The 20733-nt window shown below is 41.0% G+C and carries 21 protein-coding genes; 13 read left to right on the plus strand and 8 right to left on the minus strand.

Translation table 11 applies throughout. The annotated features are described in order from the left end of the window. Positions 1-181 precede the first annotated feature (181 nt). Complete coding sequence (locus CALSC_RS02770; protein WP_088239900.1) at positions 182-607, minus strand: EVE domain-containing protein; 426 nt, start codon at positions 605-607, stop codon at positions 182-184. Positions 608-699: 92 nt separating this feature from the next. Between CALSC_RS02770 and CALSC_RS02775 the strand changes: the two genes are divergently transcribed. Next, positions 700-1440: an SIMPL domain-containing protein gene (locus CALSC_RS02775; protein WP_088239901.1), complete on the plus strand. Its 741-nt coding sequence runs from the start codon at positions 700-702 to the stop codon at positions 1438-1440. 69 nt (positions 1441-1509) lie between these two features. Here the strand turns inward: CALSC_RS02775 and CALSC_RS02780 are convergent, their stop codons facing one another. Continuing rightward, complete coding sequence (locus tag CALSC_RS02780; protein WP_088239919.1) at positions 1510-1872, minus strand: single-stranded DNA-binding protein; 363 nt, start codon at positions 1870-1872, stop codon at positions 1510-1512. A gap of 379 nt (positions 1873-2251) precedes the next feature. On the opposite strand from CALSC_RS02780, the gene CALSC_RS02785 reads away from it, so the two are divergent. The 4 genes from CALSC_RS02785 to ribD all read left to right on the plus strand — a co-directional run bounded on the left by CALSC_RS02785 (position 2252) and on the right by ribD (position 6292). Continuing rightward, a complete protein-coding gene (locus CALSC_RS02785) occupies positions 2252-3259 on the plus strand; it encodes a rod shape-determining protein (RefSeq protein ID WP_088239902.1) in 1008 nt (335 codons plus the stop codon). Between the two features lie 97 nt (positions 3260-3356). After that, positions 3357-4166, plus strand: a complete 810-nt coding sequence (mreC, locus tag CALSC_RS02790; protein ID WP_088239903.1) for a rod shape-determining protein MreC — start codon at positions 3357-3359, stop codon at positions 4164-4166. Between the two features lie 20 nt (positions 4167-4186). Further along, on the plus strand, positions 4187-4828 hold the full coding sequence (gene mreD, locus CALSC_RS02795) for a rod shape-determining protein MreD (RefSeq protein ID WP_088239904.1): 642 nt from the start codon (positions 4187-4189) through the stop codon (positions 4826-4828). A gap of 324 nt (positions 4829-5152) precedes the next feature. Next, positions 5153-6292, plus strand: a complete 1140-nt coding sequence (ribD, locus tag CALSC_RS02800) for a bifunctional diaminohydroxyphosphoribosylaminopyrimidine deaminase/5-amino-6-(5-phosphoribosylamino)uracil reductase RibD (protein ID WP_088239905.1) — start codon at positions 5153-5155, stop codon at positions 6290-6292. 21 nt (positions 6293-6313) lie between these two features. Here the strand turns inward: ribD and CALSC_RS02805 are convergent, their stop codons facing one another. The 4 genes from CALSC_RS02805 to CALSC_RS02820 all read right to left on the minus strand — a co-directional run bounded on the left by CALSC_RS02805 (position 6314) and on the right by CALSC_RS02820 (position 9931). Beyond that, a complete protein-coding gene (locus CALSC_RS02805; RefSeq protein ID WP_088239906.1) occupies positions 6314-6532 on the minus strand; it encodes a hypothetical protein in 219 nt (72 codons plus the stop codon). 172 nt (positions 6533-6704) lie between these two features. Continuing rightward, the gene (locus tag CALSC_RS02810) at positions 6705-8282 is read right to left on the minus strand and encodes an NAD(P)H-hydrate dehydratase (protein ID WP_088239907.1); all 1578 of its coding nucleotides are present in this window, start codon (positions 8280-8282) and stop codon (positions 6705-6707) included. A gap of 352 nt (positions 8283-8634) precedes the next feature. After that, positions 8635-8946, minus strand: coding sequence for an H-type lectin domain-containing protein (locus CALSC_RS02815; protein ID WP_088239908.1), 312 nt, complete (start codon positions 8944-8946; stop codon positions 8635-8637). A 265-nt stretch (positions 8947-9211) separates the two neighbouring features. Beyond that, a complete protein-coding gene (locus CALSC_RS02820; RefSeq protein WP_088239909.1) occupies positions 9212-9931 on the minus strand; it encodes an SPOR domain-containing protein in 720 nt (239 codons plus the stop codon). 121 nt (positions 9932-10052) lie between these two features. On the opposite strand from CALSC_RS02820, the gene mnmA reads away from it, so the two are divergent. From mnmA to CALSC_RS02840, 4 genes are all read left to right on the plus strand, one after another. Then, positions 10053-11132: a tRNA 2-thiouridine(34) synthase MnmA gene (mnmA, locus tag CALSC_RS02825; RefSeq protein ID WP_268807174.1), complete on the plus strand. Its 1080-nt coding sequence runs from the start codon at positions 10053-10055 to the stop codon at positions 11130-11132. A gap of 217 nt (positions 11133-11349) precedes the next feature. Beyond that, positions 11350-12519 (plus strand): sulfate adenylyltransferase, encoded by a 1170-nt coding sequence (gene sat, locus CALSC_RS02830; protein ID WP_088239911.1) that lies wholly within the window; start codon positions 11350-11352, stop codon positions 12517-12519. A 229-nt stretch (positions 12520-12748) separates the two neighbouring features. Next, on the plus strand, positions 12749-14938 hold the full coding sequence (locus CALSC_RS02835; protein ID WP_088239912.1) for a caspase family protein: 2190 nt from the start codon (positions 12749-12751) through the stop codon (positions 14936-14938). A gap of 12 nt (positions 14939-14950) precedes the next feature. Beyond that, on the plus strand, positions 14951-15865 hold the full coding sequence (locus CALSC_RS02840; protein WP_200817538.1) for a DNA polymerase III subunit delta': 915 nt from the start codon (positions 14951-14953) through the stop codon (positions 15863-15865). A gap of 157 nt (positions 15866-16022) precedes the next feature. On the opposite strand, the gene CALSC_RS02845 is transcribed toward CALSC_RS02840, so the two are convergent. Then, positions 16023-17201, minus strand: coding sequence for an RNA-guided endonuclease InsQ/TnpB family protein (locus tag CALSC_RS02845; protein WP_088239914.1), 1179 nt, complete (start codon positions 17199-17201; stop codon positions 16023-16025). Positions 17202-17309: 108 nt separating this feature from the next. On the opposite strand from CALSC_RS02845, the gene CALSC_RS02850 reads away from it, so the two are divergent. The 3 genes from CALSC_RS02850 to hemJ all read left to right on the plus strand — a co-directional run bounded on the left by CALSC_RS02850 (position 17310) and on the right by hemJ (position 19591). Continuing rightward, positions 17310-17447: a hypothetical protein gene (locus CALSC_RS02850; protein ID WP_327331039.1), complete on the plus strand. Its 138-nt coding sequence runs from the start codon at positions 17310-17312 to the stop codon at positions 17445-17447. Positions 17448-17568: 121 nt separating this feature from the next. After that, on the plus strand, positions 17569-18825 hold the full coding sequence (locus tag CALSC_RS02855; RefSeq protein WP_088239916.1) for a NupC/NupG family nucleoside CNT transporter: 1257 nt from the start codon (positions 17569-17571) through the stop codon (positions 18823-18825). Positions 18826-19006: 181 nt separating this feature from the next. After that, on the plus strand, positions 19007-19591 hold the full coding sequence (gene hemJ / locus CALSC_RS02860) for a protoporphyrinogen oxidase HemJ (protein ID WP_088239917.1): 585 nt from the start codon (positions 19007-19009) through the stop codon (positions 19589-19591). Positions 19592-19618: 27 nt separating this feature from the next. Here hemJ and CALSC_RS02865 read toward each other — a convergent pair whose 3' ends face one another. After that, positions 19619-19849, minus strand: coding sequence for a hypothetical protein (locus CALSC_RS02865; protein WP_088239918.1), 231 nt, complete (start codon positions 19847-19849; stop codon positions 19619-19621). A gap of 312 nt (positions 19850-20161) precedes the next feature. On the opposite strand from CALSC_RS02865, the gene CALSC_RS02870 reads away from it, so the two are divergent. Next, on the plus strand, positions 20162-20733 hold a 572-nt coding region (locus CALSC_RS02870; RefSeq protein WP_143288130.1), incomplete at its 3' end, for a pentapeptide repeat-containing protein.

Consider the following 20733-nt stretch of genomic DNA (forward strand, 5'->3'; position numbering starts at 1 on the left):
AAAGGTGAGGGGATTCTAAAAAGATGCTACGCAACGGGATAAAACCGTGTTCTGTAGCTTCTGATTAGCTGCCACCCAGATATAAATCCGGATGGGATGAGTCAAAGCACCCCTACACACTCCACTCAAATCAAGTCCAAGGGAACAATGCTTGCCTATCCAGGCTAGATTTGGTGAATTCTCATCTAGAAGTGGTATTAGCTAAATTCCCCAACTCACACAAACGCTGCCAGTAGGATGGAGAAACGGGAACTACAGACAATCGAGATAATCTCACTAAATCAAAGTTAGCAAAGAATTGATCCTGCTTAATTTGAGCCAGACTAACGGGGTTTGGTATTCTTTGCCCTACCCTAACTTTAACAACCGCCCGTTTGGGATCATCTAATGCCTGATCTGCATATGGTTGGCTGACTATTTCTGCTGTACCAATAATCTTTCTTTCCTTGCCAGTGTGATAAATAAATACAGTATCCCCTGGTTCCATTGTCCGCATATGTTTGAGTGCTAAGGCATTATTTACTCCATCCCAAACAGTAGTTCCTTCTTGTTCCAAATTGGTATAGGAGTAGTCCCCTGGTTCTGTTTTTAGTAGCCAATAAGCCATACAATGAATCTCCTAGGAAAAACCTAAATCCAGCTAGACAACAAAAATAGTATCTTACGTAATCCACAATTTTTTTCTAGGATGGTAATTATATGAGTACATTGGCGTTACAGCGCATTCGCTCCTGTCTACCCCATACGTGGCAATTTTTTTCTGTAGCCTTAGTGACATATTTAATATGTACTCCACCCGCTTTGTCCCAAAAACAAGCTCAAATACCCCGTACTCTGACTGTGAATGGTCGGGGGATGGAAACGGTTGCAACAAGCCATTCACAAGTTAACGTTGGGATCGAAATCCAAGCAAAAACTGCCGCAGATGCACAAAAACAAGTTGCTATGCGTTCGTCGGCTGTAGTCAAATATTTGAAAGATCGCAAGGTGGAAAAATTACAAACCACTGGTATTAGTCTAACCCCAGTCTATAAATATACCAATAACACTCAGCAACTTATTGGATACAAAGCCACTAATAGAGTCAGCTTCCGCGTTGATACTGATAAAATAGGTAATATATTAGACGGGGTAGTGAAAGCTGGAGCCACACAAATTAATAACATTAACTTTATGGCTAAAGAAGAGGCGATCGCAACTGCCCGCAAAAAAGCCCTACAAGCAGCGACTCAAGATGCCCAAAGTCAAGCTCAAACCGTTCTGACATCTTTAAATTTGACTGCGAAAGAGGTTGTTAACATCACAATTAATAGTGGGAGTACTTCCCCACCACCCATTTTTCGTGCTAATGTGGCAGCCTCAAGAACAGAGGCTTCTACCCCCGTCATTGGTGGAGAACAACAGGTACAAGCATCCGTAACCTTGACAATTAGTTATTAAGCTCCATCAATCTTCTTCATTCTGGGCGGTGAAACCCCGCCCTTACTCAATATTTGGGATTGTTAATAGCTAAAAATTGTCCGGACTACCATCCATCATTGCCGCTTCAGTATCCCTTCTAGAGCCTAATAAATCTAGTTGTTCAACGTTAATAACTGGCTTAGAACGCAATACACCAGTTTGACGATCATTCCAAGAATCCAATTTCAACGAACCTTTGACCGCAATTTGCTTCCCTTTGCGGACATAAGTCCCAGCAATCTCTGCCGTTTTCCCCCATAGTTCTAATTCAAACCAATCAGGTTCATCACTATTGCGAGTCCGTCGATTTACTGCTAGTGTTAATCTACACTTGACACTACCAGACTCAAAATACTTCATATCTGGGTCGCCACCGACACGACCCACCAATGTGACTACGTTAATATTCACAGGCAAACCTTAAAGTACAACTGTACTTATTTATTGTGACTCTCATGGTGGCGAATGACAAACTAAAATAATCTGGGCGTAACATAAATAACACTTATACATATATTTAAAATCATAAGAAACAGTCGATTATGATTGGTAAACTATTACGGATATACTCTCTCAATAGGAGTATATAAAAGGTATAATCTTGAGCCGGAACAATAATGTGTCTAAAGCTATCTAAATAAATGGCTTCCTTGACAAGACTCAGGGTGAACAAACGCAATACAATCGAGCTAAATTATTACTTACGGTAGTAGTAGTCAAAAACAGCACAAATAAATAGGGGGCAACGAGAGGCGTGGGACTTTTTAGCAAGTTTTCCTTGTCACGGGATATGGGTATCGATCTGGGTACCGCCAACACTCTAGTATATGTATCTGGAAAAGGAATTATACTGCAAGAACCTTCAGTAGTTGCGATCGACAAAAGTGAAAAAGTCGCAATAGCAGTGGGAGAAGAAGCAAAAAAAATGTTGGGGCGCACACCAGAGAATGTGATGGCTTTACGACCATTGCGAGATGGTGTGATTGCTGACTTTGATTCTGCAGAGTTGATGCTAAAACATTTTATTCAGCGAGTCAATGAAGGTAAATCCCTAGTATTACCCCGGATTGTGATTGGTATTCCTAGTGGGGTGACAGGGGTAGAGAGAAGAGCTGTGATGGATGCAGCGACACAAGCGGGGGCTAGAGAGGTTTATTTAATTGATGAACCTGTAGCAGCCGCAATTGGTGCAGGTTTACCAGTAGCTGAGCCCACGGGCAATATGATTATTGATATTGGTGGTGGGACTACGGAAGTTGCTGTGTTGAGTTTGCAGGGTACGGTATTGAGTGAGTCCGTACGCATTGCTGGAGATGAACTAACTGACTCCATTTTCCAATATATGAAAAAGGTACATAACCTAGTGATTGGAGAACGCACAGCTGAGGAGATCAAGATTCGTATTGGTTCAGCCTATCCGACTCAAAACGATGAAGAAACAGTGATGGAAGTCCGGGGATTACACTTGCTTTCTGGTTTACCGCGCACTGTCATTCTCAAAAGTCCAGAAATTCGCGAAAGTATGGCAGAACCACTTTCTGTAATTATTGAAGCTGTCAAACGGACTCTGGAGAGAACACCTCCTGAGTTGGCTGCGGATATCATTGACAGAGGGATTATGCTAGCCGGTGGTGGGGCTTTACTCAAAGGGTTAGATACTCTGATTAGTCATGAAACCGGGATCGTTACCCATGTTGCTGCGGATCCTCTAAGTTGTGTTGTTTTAGGCACAGGAAGGGTACTGGAAAACTTTAAACAGTTGGAGCGGGTTTTCAGTGGGCGTTCCCGTAATGTTTAAAACCAAATAACAATCTATTGATTAATCTATACATATGGGTTTCAAGCTAGGAAATTCCATATTTCACAATTCACACTAAAATTAATTATTAGTATATATGTTTACAGCACGTCATGGTTGGGAACGTAGAGGGCTACAAATTGGATTAATTGCTGTAGTTCTCGGCAGTGCTTGGTTAGTTAGAGAAACTCAGGGCGCAGCCTTATTAGAATTTTATACGGGGATCAGTAATCGGTTTCAGATTGTACAAACAAAACCAAGTACAGTAGATCGTTTACAGAATGCCAAAGTTTCGGAATTGCAAGCTGAAATAACAGATTTGCAAAACCAAAACCAAAAGCTGAAAAAGTTCATCTCATATACGGAGAAACAGCCCGCTACTTCCAAACCAATTCCATCTCGGGTAGTGGGACGCAGTGCTGATAATTGGTGGCAACAAGTAACTATCAACCGTGGTAGTTCAGCAGGTATAGAGAAAGGAGCTATTGTTAAGGCAGATGGTGGTTTAGTAGGTATTGTGGAAAGTGTCACAAGTAACACTAGCCGTGTCCTACTAATCACGGATATGAAAAGTTCTATAGGCGTGAATATCAGTCGTACTGGTGCTAAAGGTATTTTAAGAGGTAATTCTTCTACGGAAGCAGTATTAGAGTTTTATGAGAAAGTACCAAATGTCAAAGTTGGTGACGTAATTACTACATCTACATACAGTCAAAAATTTCCTTCTGGATTGCCCATAGGCAAAGTCAAATCTTTGGATCTGCAAAAATTACCAGCATCCATTGCCAAAATTGAGTTGTTTCCACCTATTAGTTCTTTAGATTGGGTAGCAGTGTATCCGAAACCAGAGAAACAACTATCGGAAAAATCACTTTCCTCCAATAAGCAACCGCAGAAATCTAATTAGGTTGGAGTACACCGAAGCAAATGAAGATTCAGGGATTTTGGGATAGTAGAAGCAAACAGTCAAATTCATCAAAGGCAAAACGTAAATCAAAACAGATTAATATTCCTCTTCTTTCTAGATGGCATCCTCAAGCACTGCAAATTCTAGACTGGGGAGTGACATTTGCTTCTGTTGTCATATTTTTGTTGATGTTGCTGACTCGGTTCCCAGGGATGGAATTATTGGGTATTGGACCTAATTGGTTATTAATTTGGGTTGTGGCTTGGAGTGTGAAGCGTTCGGCATTTGCAGGAGCATTAGCTGGTATTGTTTTGGGATTATTGCAAGATGCAATAACTTCTCCCGATCCCACCCATGCTTTGAGTTTAGGGTTGGTAGGGTTGATTACCGGTTTGATGCAGAAGCAGCGATTTATTCAAGAGGATTTTATTTCCATTGCCTTAATCGTGTTTGGTATGTCAGCTTTAGCTGAAACCATTTTTGCCTTACAATTGAGCTTCGCAAGCGATCGCAATCCGGAAGATATTTGGATATACTACCAAAGAATTGCCCTGGCTTCTGCGATCCTCACTAGCCTGTGGGCACCTGTGGTGTATTATCCCTTAAACCTCTGGTGGCAAAGATTAAAGACAGCACAAGAGTCTGCTAGTAGTAAATTTTAGAGTGCAGATGGTGGAGTTTGAAAACCCTGACATCAAACTATTATTTATAAATATGGGAGTGATAATAATTGCCAGGTAAGCAAAAACCTAGCATTCTTCACTCCTAAATTTTTATGTAATTGAGGCAATATCTGGCAATATAGATTCAAGCTAGAAATTATTTTTTATATAGCATTACCAAAGCATGTTAGGGCATTTTTGAATGCTGAAACCTATGAACGGTAAACTTATTGCTTATTACTTGTTACTTATTACTTGCGCGTAGCGCTATAACTAACTGCTAGCTAATATTTTGATCTTGTAGATTATTTCCCAATCAAAATTATGGATAATTCCCCATTGGTGACTCCAAAAGATGCACCTACACAACCAAGGGTCGGAACTGAATTTGACCGGGAAATGATGCAAAGATGCTTACTCCTGGCTCGTCGCGCATTGGGACGTACATCTCCCAATCCATTAGTTGGAGCGGTCATTGTTAAAGATGGAGAAATTGTGGGGGAAGGATTTCATCCCTGTGCTGGGGAACCCCACGCTGAAGTATTTGCCCTGAGAGCTGCTGGAGAAAATGCCCGTGGTGCTACCATATATGTCAGTTTAGAGCCTTGTAACCATTATGGCAGGACTCCCCCTTGCTCTGAAGCCATTATTGCTGCAGGTTTAGTCAAAGTAGTTGTGGGGATGGTAGATCCCAATCCCTTAGTCGCTGGGGGGGGGATTAAGAAGTTAAAGGCTGCTGGAATTGAAGTTGTGGTGGGGGTGGAAGAAGCTGACTGTCGGCGACTAAATGAGGGTTTTGTTCATCGTATTCTTCACCATCAACCTTTCGGCATTTTGAAATATGCCATGACTCTAGATGGTAAAATTGCTACAACTACCGGTCATAGTACCTGGGTAACAAATCAAATTGCCCGCCAAACAGTACATAAGTTACGATCTACTTGTGATGCAGTTATTGTAGGTGGAAATACTGTCAGACAAGATAATCCTTATTTAACTAGTCATCAGCAAGGAGCACATAATCCTCTGCGGGTGGTGATGAGTCGCAATCTTGATCTACCAACTACAGCCAATTTGTGGCAGACAAACACTGCACCAACTGTTGTGTTAACGGAAGTTGGTGCTAACCCAGAATTTCAAGGCTTGTTATGTCAACAAGGGGTGGAAGTGGTAGAGTTAGACCCCCTGACTCCGAAGCGAGTGATGTCTTACTTGTACGATCGCGGTCTTTGTAGTGTGTTATGGGAGTGTGGGGGTATTTTAGCCGCTAATGCGATCGCTCAAGGTGCAGTACAGAAAATTGTGGCATTCATTGCTCCGAAAATTATTGGTGGTAGTCACGCACCTACACCTGTAGGGGATCTTGGGTTTACAACTATGAATGAGGCTTTATCCCTAGAAGATGTAGAAATACGTGTGATTGGTTCTGATTGTTTAATTACAGGTTATTTACCTAATAGTTAGCAAACGGTAAGCAAAAGTCGATTAAGAGTACTGACGTTCATAAGCGATATCGCGGATGAGATGGAGTCGAGATTTAATATATTCACTCAGAAAGTCAGTTTCATGACCATCGAGTAAAGCTTGTGTGCTGGTTTGTTTGACTAACCAATGTACCAAGCTATTATCGTCCATTTGCAGCAGGGTTTGGCTGTGAGCGTTTTCTACCACCGACCAAACCTGACGCATTACCTGAGGAGTCATTAGACCTCCATGTGATTGTGAGCTTAGTTTTTTCCAGGATACACAATATGTTGAACTGTTCCAGGATGAAAGTGGAAACTGAAACAAGTGTTATTACAAACTTAATTTATTGAGTCATAACTTGATAAACTTTAAGAATTTCTAAAAACAGAGATTCTTACTCTGTCCAAGATTAACACAATACCTGCATCAAATAGTTTGCCAGGGTAACACCATCTACTCCTATTTCTGTACGTTCTTTTGCTGCCAGGATACCAGCCTGGGAATGCCACCAAGTTGCAGTAGCCACTATATCTTCCAGGGAAATTTGCCGGGTACTGGCTTGGGCGATTAAGCCACCTAACAATCCGGTTAAGATATCACCACTACCACCTCTGGCTAATGCGGGGGTACTTTCAGGATTAATCCATACTCCACCTTGGGAATTAGCAATGGCAATTCTCGCCCCTTTAAGTAAAATGATGGCTCCTGTTTGGTCTGCTGCTGTGGTTGCGGCTTTAATTCTATGTGTGGATACATCAGGGATATCAGGGAACAGGCGTTTAAATTCTCCCGTGTGGGGGGTGAGAATGGTAGGAAATAGTCGTTTTTGTAATGTGGATGTAGCCCCCAGCTGTGCCAAAATATTTAAACCATCGGCATCGAGTACTAAGGGTTTTTCACTTGCTAGTACTTGTTGAACTACGGATTTGACCTCAGTTGTTAAACCAGGACCACAAGCGATCGCATTAAATTTATTAATATTGATGTTGGCTGGTAATTCTAATTGAGCAATTGCTCCCGTGGCTGTTTCCGGACAGCCAATAATTAATGCCTCTGGTAAATGGGATACTAGCAGAGGTTTGAGAGATTCTGGTACGGCAATAGAGAGCATTCCCACCCCACTCCCCCTAGCACCTAAACCTGTTAATATTGCTCCTCCTGCATAACGTTGAGAACCACAAATTAGTAATAAATGCCCTTCTTTATATTTATGGGTGAGGGGTGGACGGGGAAGAATAGTAGAACCGGGATATTTTTTTTGTATACTTTGAGTACCAATCACAGATAATGCTTTGCTGGTATTGATGCGTTGAATGTTTGGTGTATTTCCTAACACCGCCTGAATATCTATCCAGGGAATATCAAAATCAATTAACTCGACTTTACCCACATAATCTAGGGCTTGGTCTTGCAATAAGCCCAATTTCCATAAACCCAAACATAAGGTACAGGTGGCATGAATTGCAATTCCTAATACTTCACCTGTATCTGTATGCAAACCAGAAGGTACATCTATACTAATAATAGGTATATACCATTGATTAATCTCAGCGATCGCACTAGCTATGGGGTCTTGAATTTCTCTTTCTAATCCAAACCCAAATAAGCCGTCTATCAATACATCACAATTAGATAATTTCTCAATTGAGGAGTAACAAGGTATACCCAAACTCTGGACATATTGTAAGTGCTGTGCGGTTAATTCCTTGTGTATCCCAAAAGGGCAATAAATCCCAACTTCATAGCCGCGAAAATATAACTCCCGAGCCACTACTAAGGCATCCCCTCCATTATGACCGGGACCGACAAGAATACCGACATGGTTAGGTAAACTTATATCTTGGGTAATGCGACTGGTAATTAAACCAGCCACTTTTTCCATTAAAGCTGCTACAGGCATTCCCTTTGCAAAAATTCGCCCTTCAATGTCGCGCATCTGTTGGGCTGTCACTACAACCTGGGAAATCAGTTTTTGCCTATCTTGCATGGGTTTTGGATTATGGATTATGGATTATAAAACATTGATGTATTTATCAATACAATGGAAATCATAGGGATGAAAATGTTCCCTGTACCAGATTCCTCATTTCCTACCTCCACCAAAGTACTTTTACAGCTAACATTGCTCTACGGAAACACCAAGCCCTAAATATATTGATCTCGCAAAAAATGAAATAAACACATTTTATAACCTTTACTATATAAAGGTTATAAAACGTGTTTGTTAGAATTTAAAGCTTTTTTAGTGCAAATATATCTTAGCAAACTGTATCGATAAAAGAAGATTTCTCATGTATAAAGGGTTAGTGGGTATCAAATCTTTTCTTAGTTAATGACTATTAGGAGATTAACCCGTAAGCAACCCAACCAACTTCTTCATTGATGTGATTTCCATCAGAGGCATACTGACCACTATTCTTGAGAATATTAGCCTCATCAAACCGTATTTGAAAAGAATTAGGAGTAACGTTTTGGACTCTTAGACCAGGGATTTCTGACCCATTATAAGTTTGAGTCATGGGAATCACAAAAACTTTCAAATTTGGCGGAAAGGGAGGATCGAAATTGATCGTCTGCCAATTTCCTGCTGCTCTGTCTGCAGTTAGGGGGCTAATGATTCCCACACGTTGTTCTAAAGCACACTGTGACATTAGTAATTCTCCTTAAATTACTGAATCAGGAGAATTCTAACATTTCACTTTTCTTACCTGAAATACGCCTGAAGGTATAAATTTTTCTATATCCAACATCAAATGAGATCAATTTTTAACAAAAATCAATCTCATTTTCGATAGTGCATTAAATATAGGATTACGCAATTAGGGACATTGTTGAACCCTGAAATCGGTGTACATTAAACTTATTAATTATTACTTATTACTTATTACTTATTACTTATTACTTATTATTTGTATTTTACCTACCATAATGAATCCTAGCGTTACCAAAACCAATATTATGTAAATAATCATTCCACCTTTGGGCATCTCCATAGCGAGCGAAAGGACCAACCGCCACATAGTGACCCCTTCTATTCTGACTAGCACTGATTCCTCGGTAAAATCCAGTATCTTGCTGAATACGAGCGGCTATTTCTCTGACATCTTTCGCACTACTGGGGATCGCCACATAGTAGTATCTAGAAATTTGTTCTTTTATACCACCAATAGCATCATTATTAGGTATTTCTCGGTTTTGATTTGGGCTAAAAATACGGGTATTATTCACCCCATAAGCTGCTAATTGCCTAATTCTTCTTTGGGCATTGGCAGGTTTACTAAATACCCCAGCTTGGATAATATACCGTCTTTGGAATTGACGAACATAGGCTGTAGGTTCTACCTGACGCACCTGTTGCAGTGTTTGAAAATTGTTGCTGTCCACATAAACTATATAGCGATCAAAGCTCTGGGGATATTGATTCGATGGAATAGCAGTAAACTCAACGTCACTCTGGTTGTATCCTGGAGATTGATAAACATTATTGTTCAATTGTGGACTGGGAAAATTATTCACCCCTTCATACATTTGTGCAGTGACTGGGGTGGAAATACCTAAAACTAGGGGTACACCAAATAATAATGGTTGAGTATAACAGCTAGGTAATATAAATTTATTTAATGATTTATTCAACATAACAGCTTCCAATTTTTAATTTTGGTTATCCAAGTCAGTAAAATCAACCAAGAAACTGGGGATTAACTTACAATCCAAAATAGGTTGACATTTGTAGCATCTACACAGTGTTAGCTTAGAAATATCAACCAAGCAAGATACACGAAAAATGACAAAGGTCGTAGTTGGACTTTCTGGTGGTGTTGATAGTTCCACCGCCGCTGCCATTTTGCACCGTCAGGGCTATGAAACGATTGGTCTTACCCTTTGGCTGATGAAGGGTAAAGGACAGTGCTGCTCTGAGGGCATGGTTGATGCTGCTTACATTTGTGAGCAGTTGGGTATACCCCATCATGTTGTCGATATTCGCGAGGTTTTTCAAACTCAAATTGTCGATTATCTGGTCACTGGTTACAGTGCGGGGGTAACTCCTTTACCTTGCTCCCAGTGTAATAAAACGGTGAAATTTGGTCCCATGGTTACCTATGCTCAAGAAAAATTGGGCAGTGAAAAAATCGCCACTGGTCATTATGCCCGAATTCGTCATAATCCAGAAACTAAACGTTACGAATTGTTAAGGGCTTGCGATCGCAATAAAGACCAATCCTATTTTCTTTATGACTTATCCCAAGATTTACTGAGAGCAACAGTATTTCCACTAGGGGAAATGGAAAAAAGTGACACTCGGCGGCTAGCTGCTGAGTATGGGTTAAAAACAGCTGATAAACCAGAAAGCCAAGACCTCTGTTTGGTGGAAAGCAATGGTTCCATGCGGGCATTCCTGGATAAATATTTAGCTGCCAAACCAGGGGATATTGTTAATACAGAGGGTAAAGTTTTAGGTCAGCATGATGGGATACATCATTACACCATTGGTCAGCGTAAAGGGCTGGGAGTTGCTGCTTCTGCACCCCTGTATGTAATTGGTTTAGATACAGTGAATAATCGGGTTATAGTAGGCGATCGCACCAAAGCCACCCAACCAGAATGTACAGTGGAAAGGGTGAATTGGGTTTCCATTGCCGAACCATCCAGTCCGATTCGGGCAGAAGTGCAAATTCGTTATCGTTCTGCGCCAATTCCCGTAACAATAGTTCCTTTAGATAAATCTCGGGTAAGGGTGGTATTTGACGAGCCTCAGTTTAGTGTCACTCCCGGACAAGCAGCAGTTTGGTATGAAGGAGAGAAGGTATTAGGTGGGGGAATTATTATGAAGGAGTGAGGGAGTGATGGAGTGATGGTTGATAGTTGATAGTTGTTAGCTGGTAGTTGGTAGTTGGTAGTTGATAGTTGAGGGTTGACGTTTAACTATCAAAATTTCTTCTCCTTGTCCCCCTGCTCCCTGCTCCCCTGCTCCCTGCCTCTTCCCTGGTTACCTAGATTTTGGTAATTTAATAAATACTTAACAACTTGCAACTTAATGCAGAGAAGGGATTACCTTGAGTAACAACAGACAGGGCATCGCTCCCCACGGTGGACATTTAATCAATCGCATTGCCACACCCGAACAGAAACAAGAATTTCTCTCTAAGGCAGACTTCTTACCGCGAGTGCAACTAGATGAACGAGCTGTTTCCGATTTGCAGATGATTGCCATCGGTGGTTTTAGTCCCCTAACTGGTTTCATGAACCAGCAGGACTACAATGGCGTGGTATCAGATATGCGGCTAGCGAATGGCATAGCATGGGCAATTCCCGTCACACTTTCAGTCTCCGAATCAGAGGCTGATGCCCTTCAGGAAGGTAGCTTAGTACGTCTAGATGACAGTACAGGTAGATATATTGGCGTTTTACAACTAACAGAAAAATATAGCTACGATAAGCGCTTAGAAGCAATTAAAGTCTACCGCACGGACGAAGAAAAACATCCTGGTGTCAATGTCGTTTACAACCAAGGTGCAATCAATTTGGCTGGTGATGTGTGGTTATTAGAACGTGATCCCCATCCCCTATTTCCCTCTTACCAAATTGATCCCGCAGTTTCGCGGTTGATGTTCCAAGAAAAGGGTTGGAACACTGTAGTTGGTTTTCAGACTCGTAATCCCATTCACCGCGCCCACGAGTATATCCAAAAATGTGCCCTGGAAACCGTGGATGGATTATTTTTGCATCCATTGGTAGGAGCAACCAAATCAGATGATATTCCGGCTGATGTGCGGATGCGCTGCTATGAAATTTTGTTGGAGAATTATTATCCTCCCAATCGAGTGATTTTAGCAATTAACCCCTCCGCCATGCGTTATGCGGGCCCCAGAGAAGCAATTTTCCATGCTCTAGTGAGGAAAAATTACGGCTGTACCCACTTTATCGTCGGACGGGATCATGCTGGAGTAGGTGACTACTACGGTACTTATGATGCCCAATACATTTTTGATGAGTTTCAGCCAGAGGAATTGGGTATTACACCCATGAAATTTGAACATGCTTTCTACTGTACCCGGACTAAGCAAATGGCAACAACCAAAACTAGTCCAAGTAAACCAGAAGAGCGAGTTCACTTATCTGGAACTAAAGTCAGAGAAATGCTGCGCCGGGGAGAATCACCACCACCAGAATTCTCCCGCCCCGAAGTAGCAGCAGAATTAGCACGGGCAATGCGATTAGCCTAAAGCGATCGCTGTTAATTACTGGTAGCAGATAACACAAAAAATAACAAATATTACTTTTAGCTTTGTGCTTTCAACTTTAGCCGATTAAGCTTATATAGCAATCAAAATCGAGTTTTTAAGACTAAGCTGGCAAATTAGGGACTAGAAAGGGGGCAATATCTCTTATACTCTGATTCAGAAATAACTTAGGATTGCTATAACTGATTGGCTCAGGGCTGAAAGCTTAATTATGAAGCGGCGGACTTTTTTGCAACGGTTTGGACCCCTTGTCGCGGCAATGGGATTGTCTCAGGCGGAGTGGCTCTCTTTAGGGAGCCACTATTACCAAGCTTTGGCACAACCCAGTCCGCGAAAATTTGCCTTGTTAATAGGGATTAATGAGTATTCTCAATATTCCCCACTTGCTGGCTGTGTGATGGATGTGGAACTACAAAGAGAGCTGTTGATTCACCGCTTCGGCTTCTTTGATTCTCAGATTCTGGCGTTGACAGATGAACAAGCTGGGCGAGAATATGTGGAACAGGCTTTTCAAGAACATTTGGTGCAGCAAGCCAGACCAGGAGATGTGGTGGTTTTCCACTTTAGTGGTTATGGTTGTCGCATTGAATCTGAAGTACTACAGCCAAAGTTGAACAATGCTTTGGTAACTCCATCTAGTACAGGTAAGGTACAGGATTATTTACTAGAAAATACCCTACAGTTATTGTTGCGATCGCTGGCAACTAACCGAGTGACTGTAGTATTGGATACTAGTTATTACACCCCTGCTACACTATTACCTTCAGGATGGCTAATTCGTGCTTGCAACCCCCCTGCTGAAGCTAGTGTGGCGGATGCAGAAAGGCAATTACAATCAAATTTACGCAATCAACTGGCAGCCAAGAATTTACTTGCAGCTAATTTACCTGTGACAGTGTTAACCCCCACTGATGACAACAACAAAGCCGCTAGGGAATTACTATTTACTGATTGTAGTACAGGTTTATTTACCTATGCTTTGACACAGTACCTATGGGAAACTGTACCTGCAACCACAATTCACATTAGCCTTTCTCAAGTATCGAACTCAACCTATAAGCTAGGGAGTTACCAGCAGCCGCAAATATTTGGTACCAAGACACATCAACAGCAAATTGCCGATAATTTTCTCCCACCCCTAACTATGGGAGCAGAGGGAGTAGTGCAAAATGTGCAAGAGGATGGGAAAACGGTTCGTCTCTGGTTAGGAGGAATACCAGGGCACATTCTGCCATACTATGATGTCAACTCTCAATTTTCTCTTCTTGGGGAAGAAGAGGACAAAACGAAGTTAATATTGCGATCGCGTACTGGATTGACAGGGAAAGCTCAAGTTAGTAGTGATGATACTTTATTTATCCCCAAAGTTGGGCAACTAATTCAAGAAGCAATTCGGGTAATACCCAGGGATATTGAGTTGACTATGGCTCTGGGAAGCAATTTAGAAAGGATTGAACGAGTAGATGCAACTAGTGCTTTGTCTGCTTTGAGCAATGTGACATCGGTGATTGCTGGAGAGCAACCCGCAGATTACGTATTTGGCAAATTACCAATGGCCAAAACATCTGAGAAGGAATCTAGTACATTAATGATGACTGCTCCCAGCCGCTATGGTTTATTTTCCCTGGCTAGCGATTCCATACCCAATACTGTGGGAGAAGTCGGTGAAGTTGTAAAATTGGCAGTCAAGCGGTTAGCGCCCAAAATCAGAACTATGCAAGCAGCAAAGTTATGGCGACTAACAGAAAATGCTGCTTCTTCCCGTTTGGCTTTGAAAGTAAATCTGGAAATAGTCAGTGGCATTGTTCCGCGCATAATTACCCAACGCCAAACTGTGCGAACAATTTCTACAATATCTCCAGGCAAAAAAACAGTTAGTGCTGACAGTGGAAAATTGCCCATTATCCCCATTGGTAGTCGCATCCAATATCGCATCCAAAATATAGGCAGTCGCCCTATCTACCTGATGCTGTTGGGCTTAGATACTTCCATGAATGCTTATGCCCTTTACCCGTGGCAAAATCCAGATAATGATGGCAGTACCGAAAACAAACCGTTGCTCCAAGATATAACTATTGCTGCCGGCAAAACTTTGCTCGTACCCTTACCCAATACTGGTTTTCAATGGTTGATTGCAGGGCCTGCTTTTTTTGCCGAAACCCAGCTAATTTTTAGTACTGCACCCTTTACCCAAACCTTAGAGCAACAAGCCGCGAAACATCATGGTTCAATTCAACAGCAAATTGCTCCTTTACTCAATCCTGTGGAAGTGGCACAGGCATTGTTACAAGATTTACACAATGCTAGCACTCAGCCATCTAGTTCCAACACCACAACTGACTTCTACAGTTTGAATGTGAATAATTGGGCTAGTTTCAGCTTTATTTATCAAGTGGTCTAGTTTTGAGAATTGATGCATCAATTTGCACCATTATTAGGACAAACTCAAGCAGTAGAATTACTGACCCAGGCAGTTATCAAAAAACGTGTGGCTCCAGCATATTTATTTACGGGAGCGCCAGGGGTAGGCAGGAGTTTAGCAGCACGGTGCTTTATTGAATTACTATTTACTGAATCTAAACATCGTCAAACTATTAACAATCATCCCGACTTATTATGGGTACAACCCACATATCAACACCAGGGACAACGCCTGACGATTGCCGAAGCGGCAGAAAAGGGATTCAAGCGCAAAGCACCACCTGTAATTCGGTTAGAACAAATTCGGGAAATTACTCAGTTTCTCAGCCGCCCACCTCTAGAAGCATCAAGGCAGGTAGTGGTGTTATCGGCAGCAGAAAAAATGGCTGAGTCTGCTGCTAATGCCTTGCTCAAAACCCTAGAGGAACCTGGGCAAGCAACACTAATTTTAATCGCACCTTCACCAGACTCCATTTTGTCAACTTTAGTATCTCGATGTCAGCGCATCCCCTTTTATCGACTGGAACCAACGGCAATGGCACAGGTATTAAAACAAACAGGACATGAGGCAATTTTGCAAAATCCCACCATCTTAAATATTGCTGCTGGTAGTCCTGGAGAAGCGATCGCATCTTACTCAAAATTACAAAATATACCAGATGAATTATTAACAGAGGTGACAAAACCACCACAAAATTATCGTCACGCTCTAGAAATAGCCAAACAAATTGATAAAGCTTTGGATACAGAGGCTCAATTGTGGTTAGTTGACTATTTACAACAGTCTTACTGGCAAAGAGGTTGTCAAGTAAATATTATTCAACAACTAGAACAAGCCCGTCAGTCCTTACTTTGTTACGCTCAACCACGTCTAGTTTGGGAATGTACTTTCATGAGTATGTGTTAGCCCTACGGGCAAGTAATAAGTAATAAGTAACAAGTAATAAGTTTACTGTTCATCGGTTTGGTGCTTCAACAATGTTTTAACGTATATGCGTAGTGGTATATTGTGACGTACTCCACACACTCCCCTTCGGTTGAGTGTGGGCTTCTCAGCGACTCGTCTATGACGACATTGACTGAGCTTTTTTATTCAGGGCGTGCGTCCCACGCTTCCTGATGTTTATAGCCGCATTCAAATCACGACACAAGCTGGTATGGCATACCGGACAATTGTGTGTTCTTTGAGATAGCGACTTTTTCACTTTATGACCGCAATTAGAACATTCTTGGCTTGTACCGTTTGGAGAAACTTCTATTACTGATAAACCAGCATTTTCGGCTTTGTTTTTCAGTATTGATAAGAACTGACCCCAACCAGCATCATGAATTGATTTAGCCAATCGTGTTTTAGCAAGTCCCTTAATACTCAATTTCTCAACAGCAACCACATCATATTTATTGAGTAATTTTTTAGCTGTGTTGAAATGGAAATTTTTACGGGTATCAGCAACTTTTTTATGTTGCCTACCCAATTTTTTAATTGCTTTTTTACGTCGATTAGAACCCTTTTTCCTGCGAGATACTTTACGCTGTGCTGATTTTAATTTTCTTTCAGTTTTACGCAAATGTTTTGGTGCAGCGATTCGGGTATTATCAGAAGCTACATAAAAATCAATCAAACCAACGTCAATACCTACAATGTTTTCAGCATTGAAATCAGGTTTAATTGTTGGTACTGATTTATCATCAAGACTTAAAGTCACATAATAACCGTCGGCTTTTTTAGTAACAGATACAGTTTTAATGGTGAACCCGTCAGGGATTGGACGATGAACAATTACTTTTACATCTCCAATTTTTGATAATGTGATTTTATCACCGACAAAATGATGTCGCTTGAATTGGGGATAAGTGAAAGTCTTATATTGCCCTACACCCTTAAATCTTGGTCTACCTGATTTCTTCCCGTTACAGTCGTCTTTCAACCATCTATCAAAAGCTATTTCAACCTTTTTAGGGATTTCCTGTAATACTTGACTATGAATAGTTTTGTACCAAGGTCTATCCTTTTTTAGCTGTGTTAAAGATGCTTTTTGGTTGTAATAGTTAGGTTTATCTTTTAAACCCCGAAGATAACAAACAAGAGGGCATCTATCAATAGAACATCGATTTTGCTCATACCAGTTGAATCGTTGAGCAAGCTGATAGTTATACTGACAGCGAAGCATATCGAGCGTATTATCAATAATTTCTCGCTGCTTTTTATTTGGCTTGATTCGGTACTGGTATGAAGTTCTCATTGATTTAACCTTGTTGTTCGACCTCTATATATATTATCATTAATGTACAGACATAATCTGGGTAATATGAAGAAAAATAGATTAGATTTAAGGCTAAGTGACAGAAGAATGAATAAACTACGCTTATATAGCGTCAATCAAGATAAATCAATGACTCGTATTATTGAAGATTTTATTGATACACTTCCAGAACAGGATATTGGTAAAAACTCAACTACCCCACAACCTGTTAAGCCTAAAGCTTAATACAGTTGCAGGGTGTTTCGTTTTTACCTCGCAATTCATCCCACACCTCCCTATCGGGTAGGATGTGGGGCTTCTTGCTGTTTCAGCTAAATTTTGCAGTGGTGCAAACTTGGGAGTGAGTATGGAATGGGAACGCTTGATTTCATTACTGGGAATATTTGTATTTGTGGGTTTGTCCTATGGCTTATCCATCAACCGTCGCGCCATACGTTGGTCACCAGTGCTGTGGGGAATTGGCTTACAATTAATTTTTGGCATCTTAATTCTGCGGACAAAACCAGGTTTGGCAGTATTTCAATTCCTCGGTGATGTGGTGAGTCAATTTTTGAACTTTTCTGATGCTGGAGCAAAGTTTGTTTTTGGGGATAACTTTGAAGAACATTTTTTAGCTTTTAAAGTATTACCCACAATTATTTTTTTCTCTGCATTTATTACAGTACTTTACCACTATGGGATTTTACAGCGAATAGTGCAAGTGGTAGCAGTAGTCATGATGAGAACCATGAAAACATCAGGTTCTGAATCTCTTTCAGCTGCTGCCAATATTTTTGTGGGACAAACAGAAGCTCCATTAATGATTAAACCCTATGTGGAGACAATGACTCGTTCTGAGTTACATGCAATTATGACAGGGGGTTTTGCTACTATTGCTGGAGGAGTAATGGCAGCATACATATCCTTTGGTGTATCAGCAGAACATTTAATTGCCGCTTCAGTCATGTCTGCGCCAGCAGCACTGGCTATTTCTAAGTTACTTTATCCAGAAACAGAGGAGTCTTTAACTGCGGGAAAAGTCCAAGTGAAGGTAGATAGTACCTATGCCAATGCCATTGATGCTGCTGCAACTGGTGCTAGTGAGGGGATGAAGTTAGCCTTAAATGTGGCAGCAATGCTGATTGCATTTTTAGGGCTGTTGGCGCTGGTAAATGGGATACTGGGATGGATTGGTTCTCTGATTAACTTCCCAACACTGTCTTTAGAATGGATATTCTCATACCTACTTTTCCCCGTGGCTTGGTTGATGGGCATACCTTGGGCAGACTGTGGACAAGTAGGCATACTACTAGGTAAAAAAACTATCCTCAATGAGTTTGTTGCTTACTTAGACTTAAAAACCTTAATCGAAAATAGCCAGAAAATTGATACTGGGGCTGTAGCTGCGGGTACTTTACCAGTAATTTCTGAAAGAGCAAGAATAATTGCTACCTATGCCCTATGTGGTTTCTCTAATATTGGTTCCATTGGGATTCAAATTGGTGGCATTGGTGGTATCGCACCGAAACGGCAAGCAGACTTAGCACAGATGGGAGTCAGGGCGATGATTGGAGGTGCGATCGCTTGTTTTATGACTGCTTGTATTGCTGGAATGCTGTTGTAATTTTGACAATTAACCAGAGGTAAAGATTAGTTTATCAAAACCCTGAAAATATTGTCATACTTCACACTTCTTTATATACAAAATCCCTTCTATGTCATTGCTACAGGAGATTTTGCCGTAACCTGATTAATGAGAGTAGTTGCATCCATTTTTAGCAAGAAATCGATCGAGGTTAGGATTCATGGCATATCCCTGGTTTAAAGCATTTCATATCATTGGCGTAGTAGTTTGGTTTGCTGGACTGTTTTACCTAGTACGGTTATTTATCTACCACATTGAAGCGGAGCAGGAGCCAGAACCGGCAAACACGATTCTGAAAAATCAGTATCAAATCATGGAAAAACGCCTCTACAACATCATTACCACACCGGGGATGGTGGTGACGGTGGCTTGTGCAATTGGTTTGCTAGTGACACAACCAGATTACTTAAAACAAACTTGGTTGCACTTCAAATTAGGATTTGTTGCCTTATTATTGGCTTACCATTTTTATTGCGCTCGTTTAATGAAACTATTAGAGCAAGGTAAGTGTAACTGGACTAGTAAACAAATGCGTGCCATGAATGAAGCACCTACTTTAATGTTAGTAGCAATTGTCATGTTGGCAGTATTTAAGAATAGTTTGCCTACAGATATGGCAGCTTGGGTAATTTTTGGTTTAGTGATTTTAATGGCAGTGACAATTCAACTTTATGCCAAAAAACGTAGATTGGATAAAGAGAAGGAATTGGCACAAATAAATCAGGTTCCCCAGGAACAAGCGTAAAATATTTAAGAATTTTAGGTGCGTTTTTCAATGCACCTTTAATGAATCAGCAAACAATTGTACATTAGCGCAATTACTACATTTTCGAGCAATTAGCTTCTCACCTCCTCCCCAACCAACATCATTCGCACGGAAATACATCCATGCTGAAGGATGTTCTTCCACAGTCCTTCCCCAGATAAAGTTTTGCTGTCCACAAATAGGACAGGGTGATTCTTGAGGATTCTCTTTGTATTGTTGTTTTGATAGCTCATCCATTTTTTATAGCTATTTAAGATTTAGTCATCCAAGTCATTTAATTAGTAGCGAGCGATCGCATTTGTTGTCAATCTAATTTTTACCATTATGTGGATGCGCTCGAGGTAATGCATCTACCATCAATAAATTCTCTAGCTGTGTTATATAGCACTACGCGATTAGGGCGCGGACATTGTTGAATGCACCAAACCTATGAACAGTAAACTTATTACTTGTTACTTGCCCGTAGCGCTTTAAACCCCTTGCGACTGAACCATGATTTAGTTACAACTAAACTGTGAGTTTCCTAGGTTAAGACATAAGGAGAAAAAAATGGCTGATGAGGAGTGTCTAAATTTACTCGGACAAGGGGTAGATGTTTGGAATATTTGGAAAATCAACAATTCAGATAATACAGTGCCCGATTTGAGTAGTGCTGATCTTCATAGTATGGAATTGAACCAAGTTAACCTCAGTAATACTAACCTCAGAGATGTTGATCTCAGTAATGCTAACTTGAGCTATGGGGATTTGAGCGGTGCTGATTTGAGGGAGGCTGATTTAAGTAATACCAATTTCAGTCATGCTAAATTAACTGGTGCAAATCTCAACGATGCGGACATCAGTGGTGCAAACCTGAGTAATGCTAATCTTGAAAATGCAGAAATTATTGGTGCTGACCTGAGTAATGCTAACTTGGGTAATGTAGACCTCAATAGTGCAAATCTGGATGATGTTGACTTGAGTGGTGCAAACTTGAGTAATGCTAATCTCAGTGGTACAAATTTAAGTTATGCTGATCTCTATAACGCAAACCTGAGCGATGCCAATCTCATGAATGCAAATCTCAGCTATGCTGAGTTGATGGAAACTGACCTCAGTAGGATTCAAGCACTAGTACACCT

The organism is Calothrix rhizosoleniae SC01 (assembly GCF_900185595.1).
GTDB classification, from domain to species: Bacteria; Cyanobacteriota; Cyanobacteriia; order Cyanobacteriales; family Nostocaceae; genus Calothrix_A; species Calothrix_A rhizosoleniae.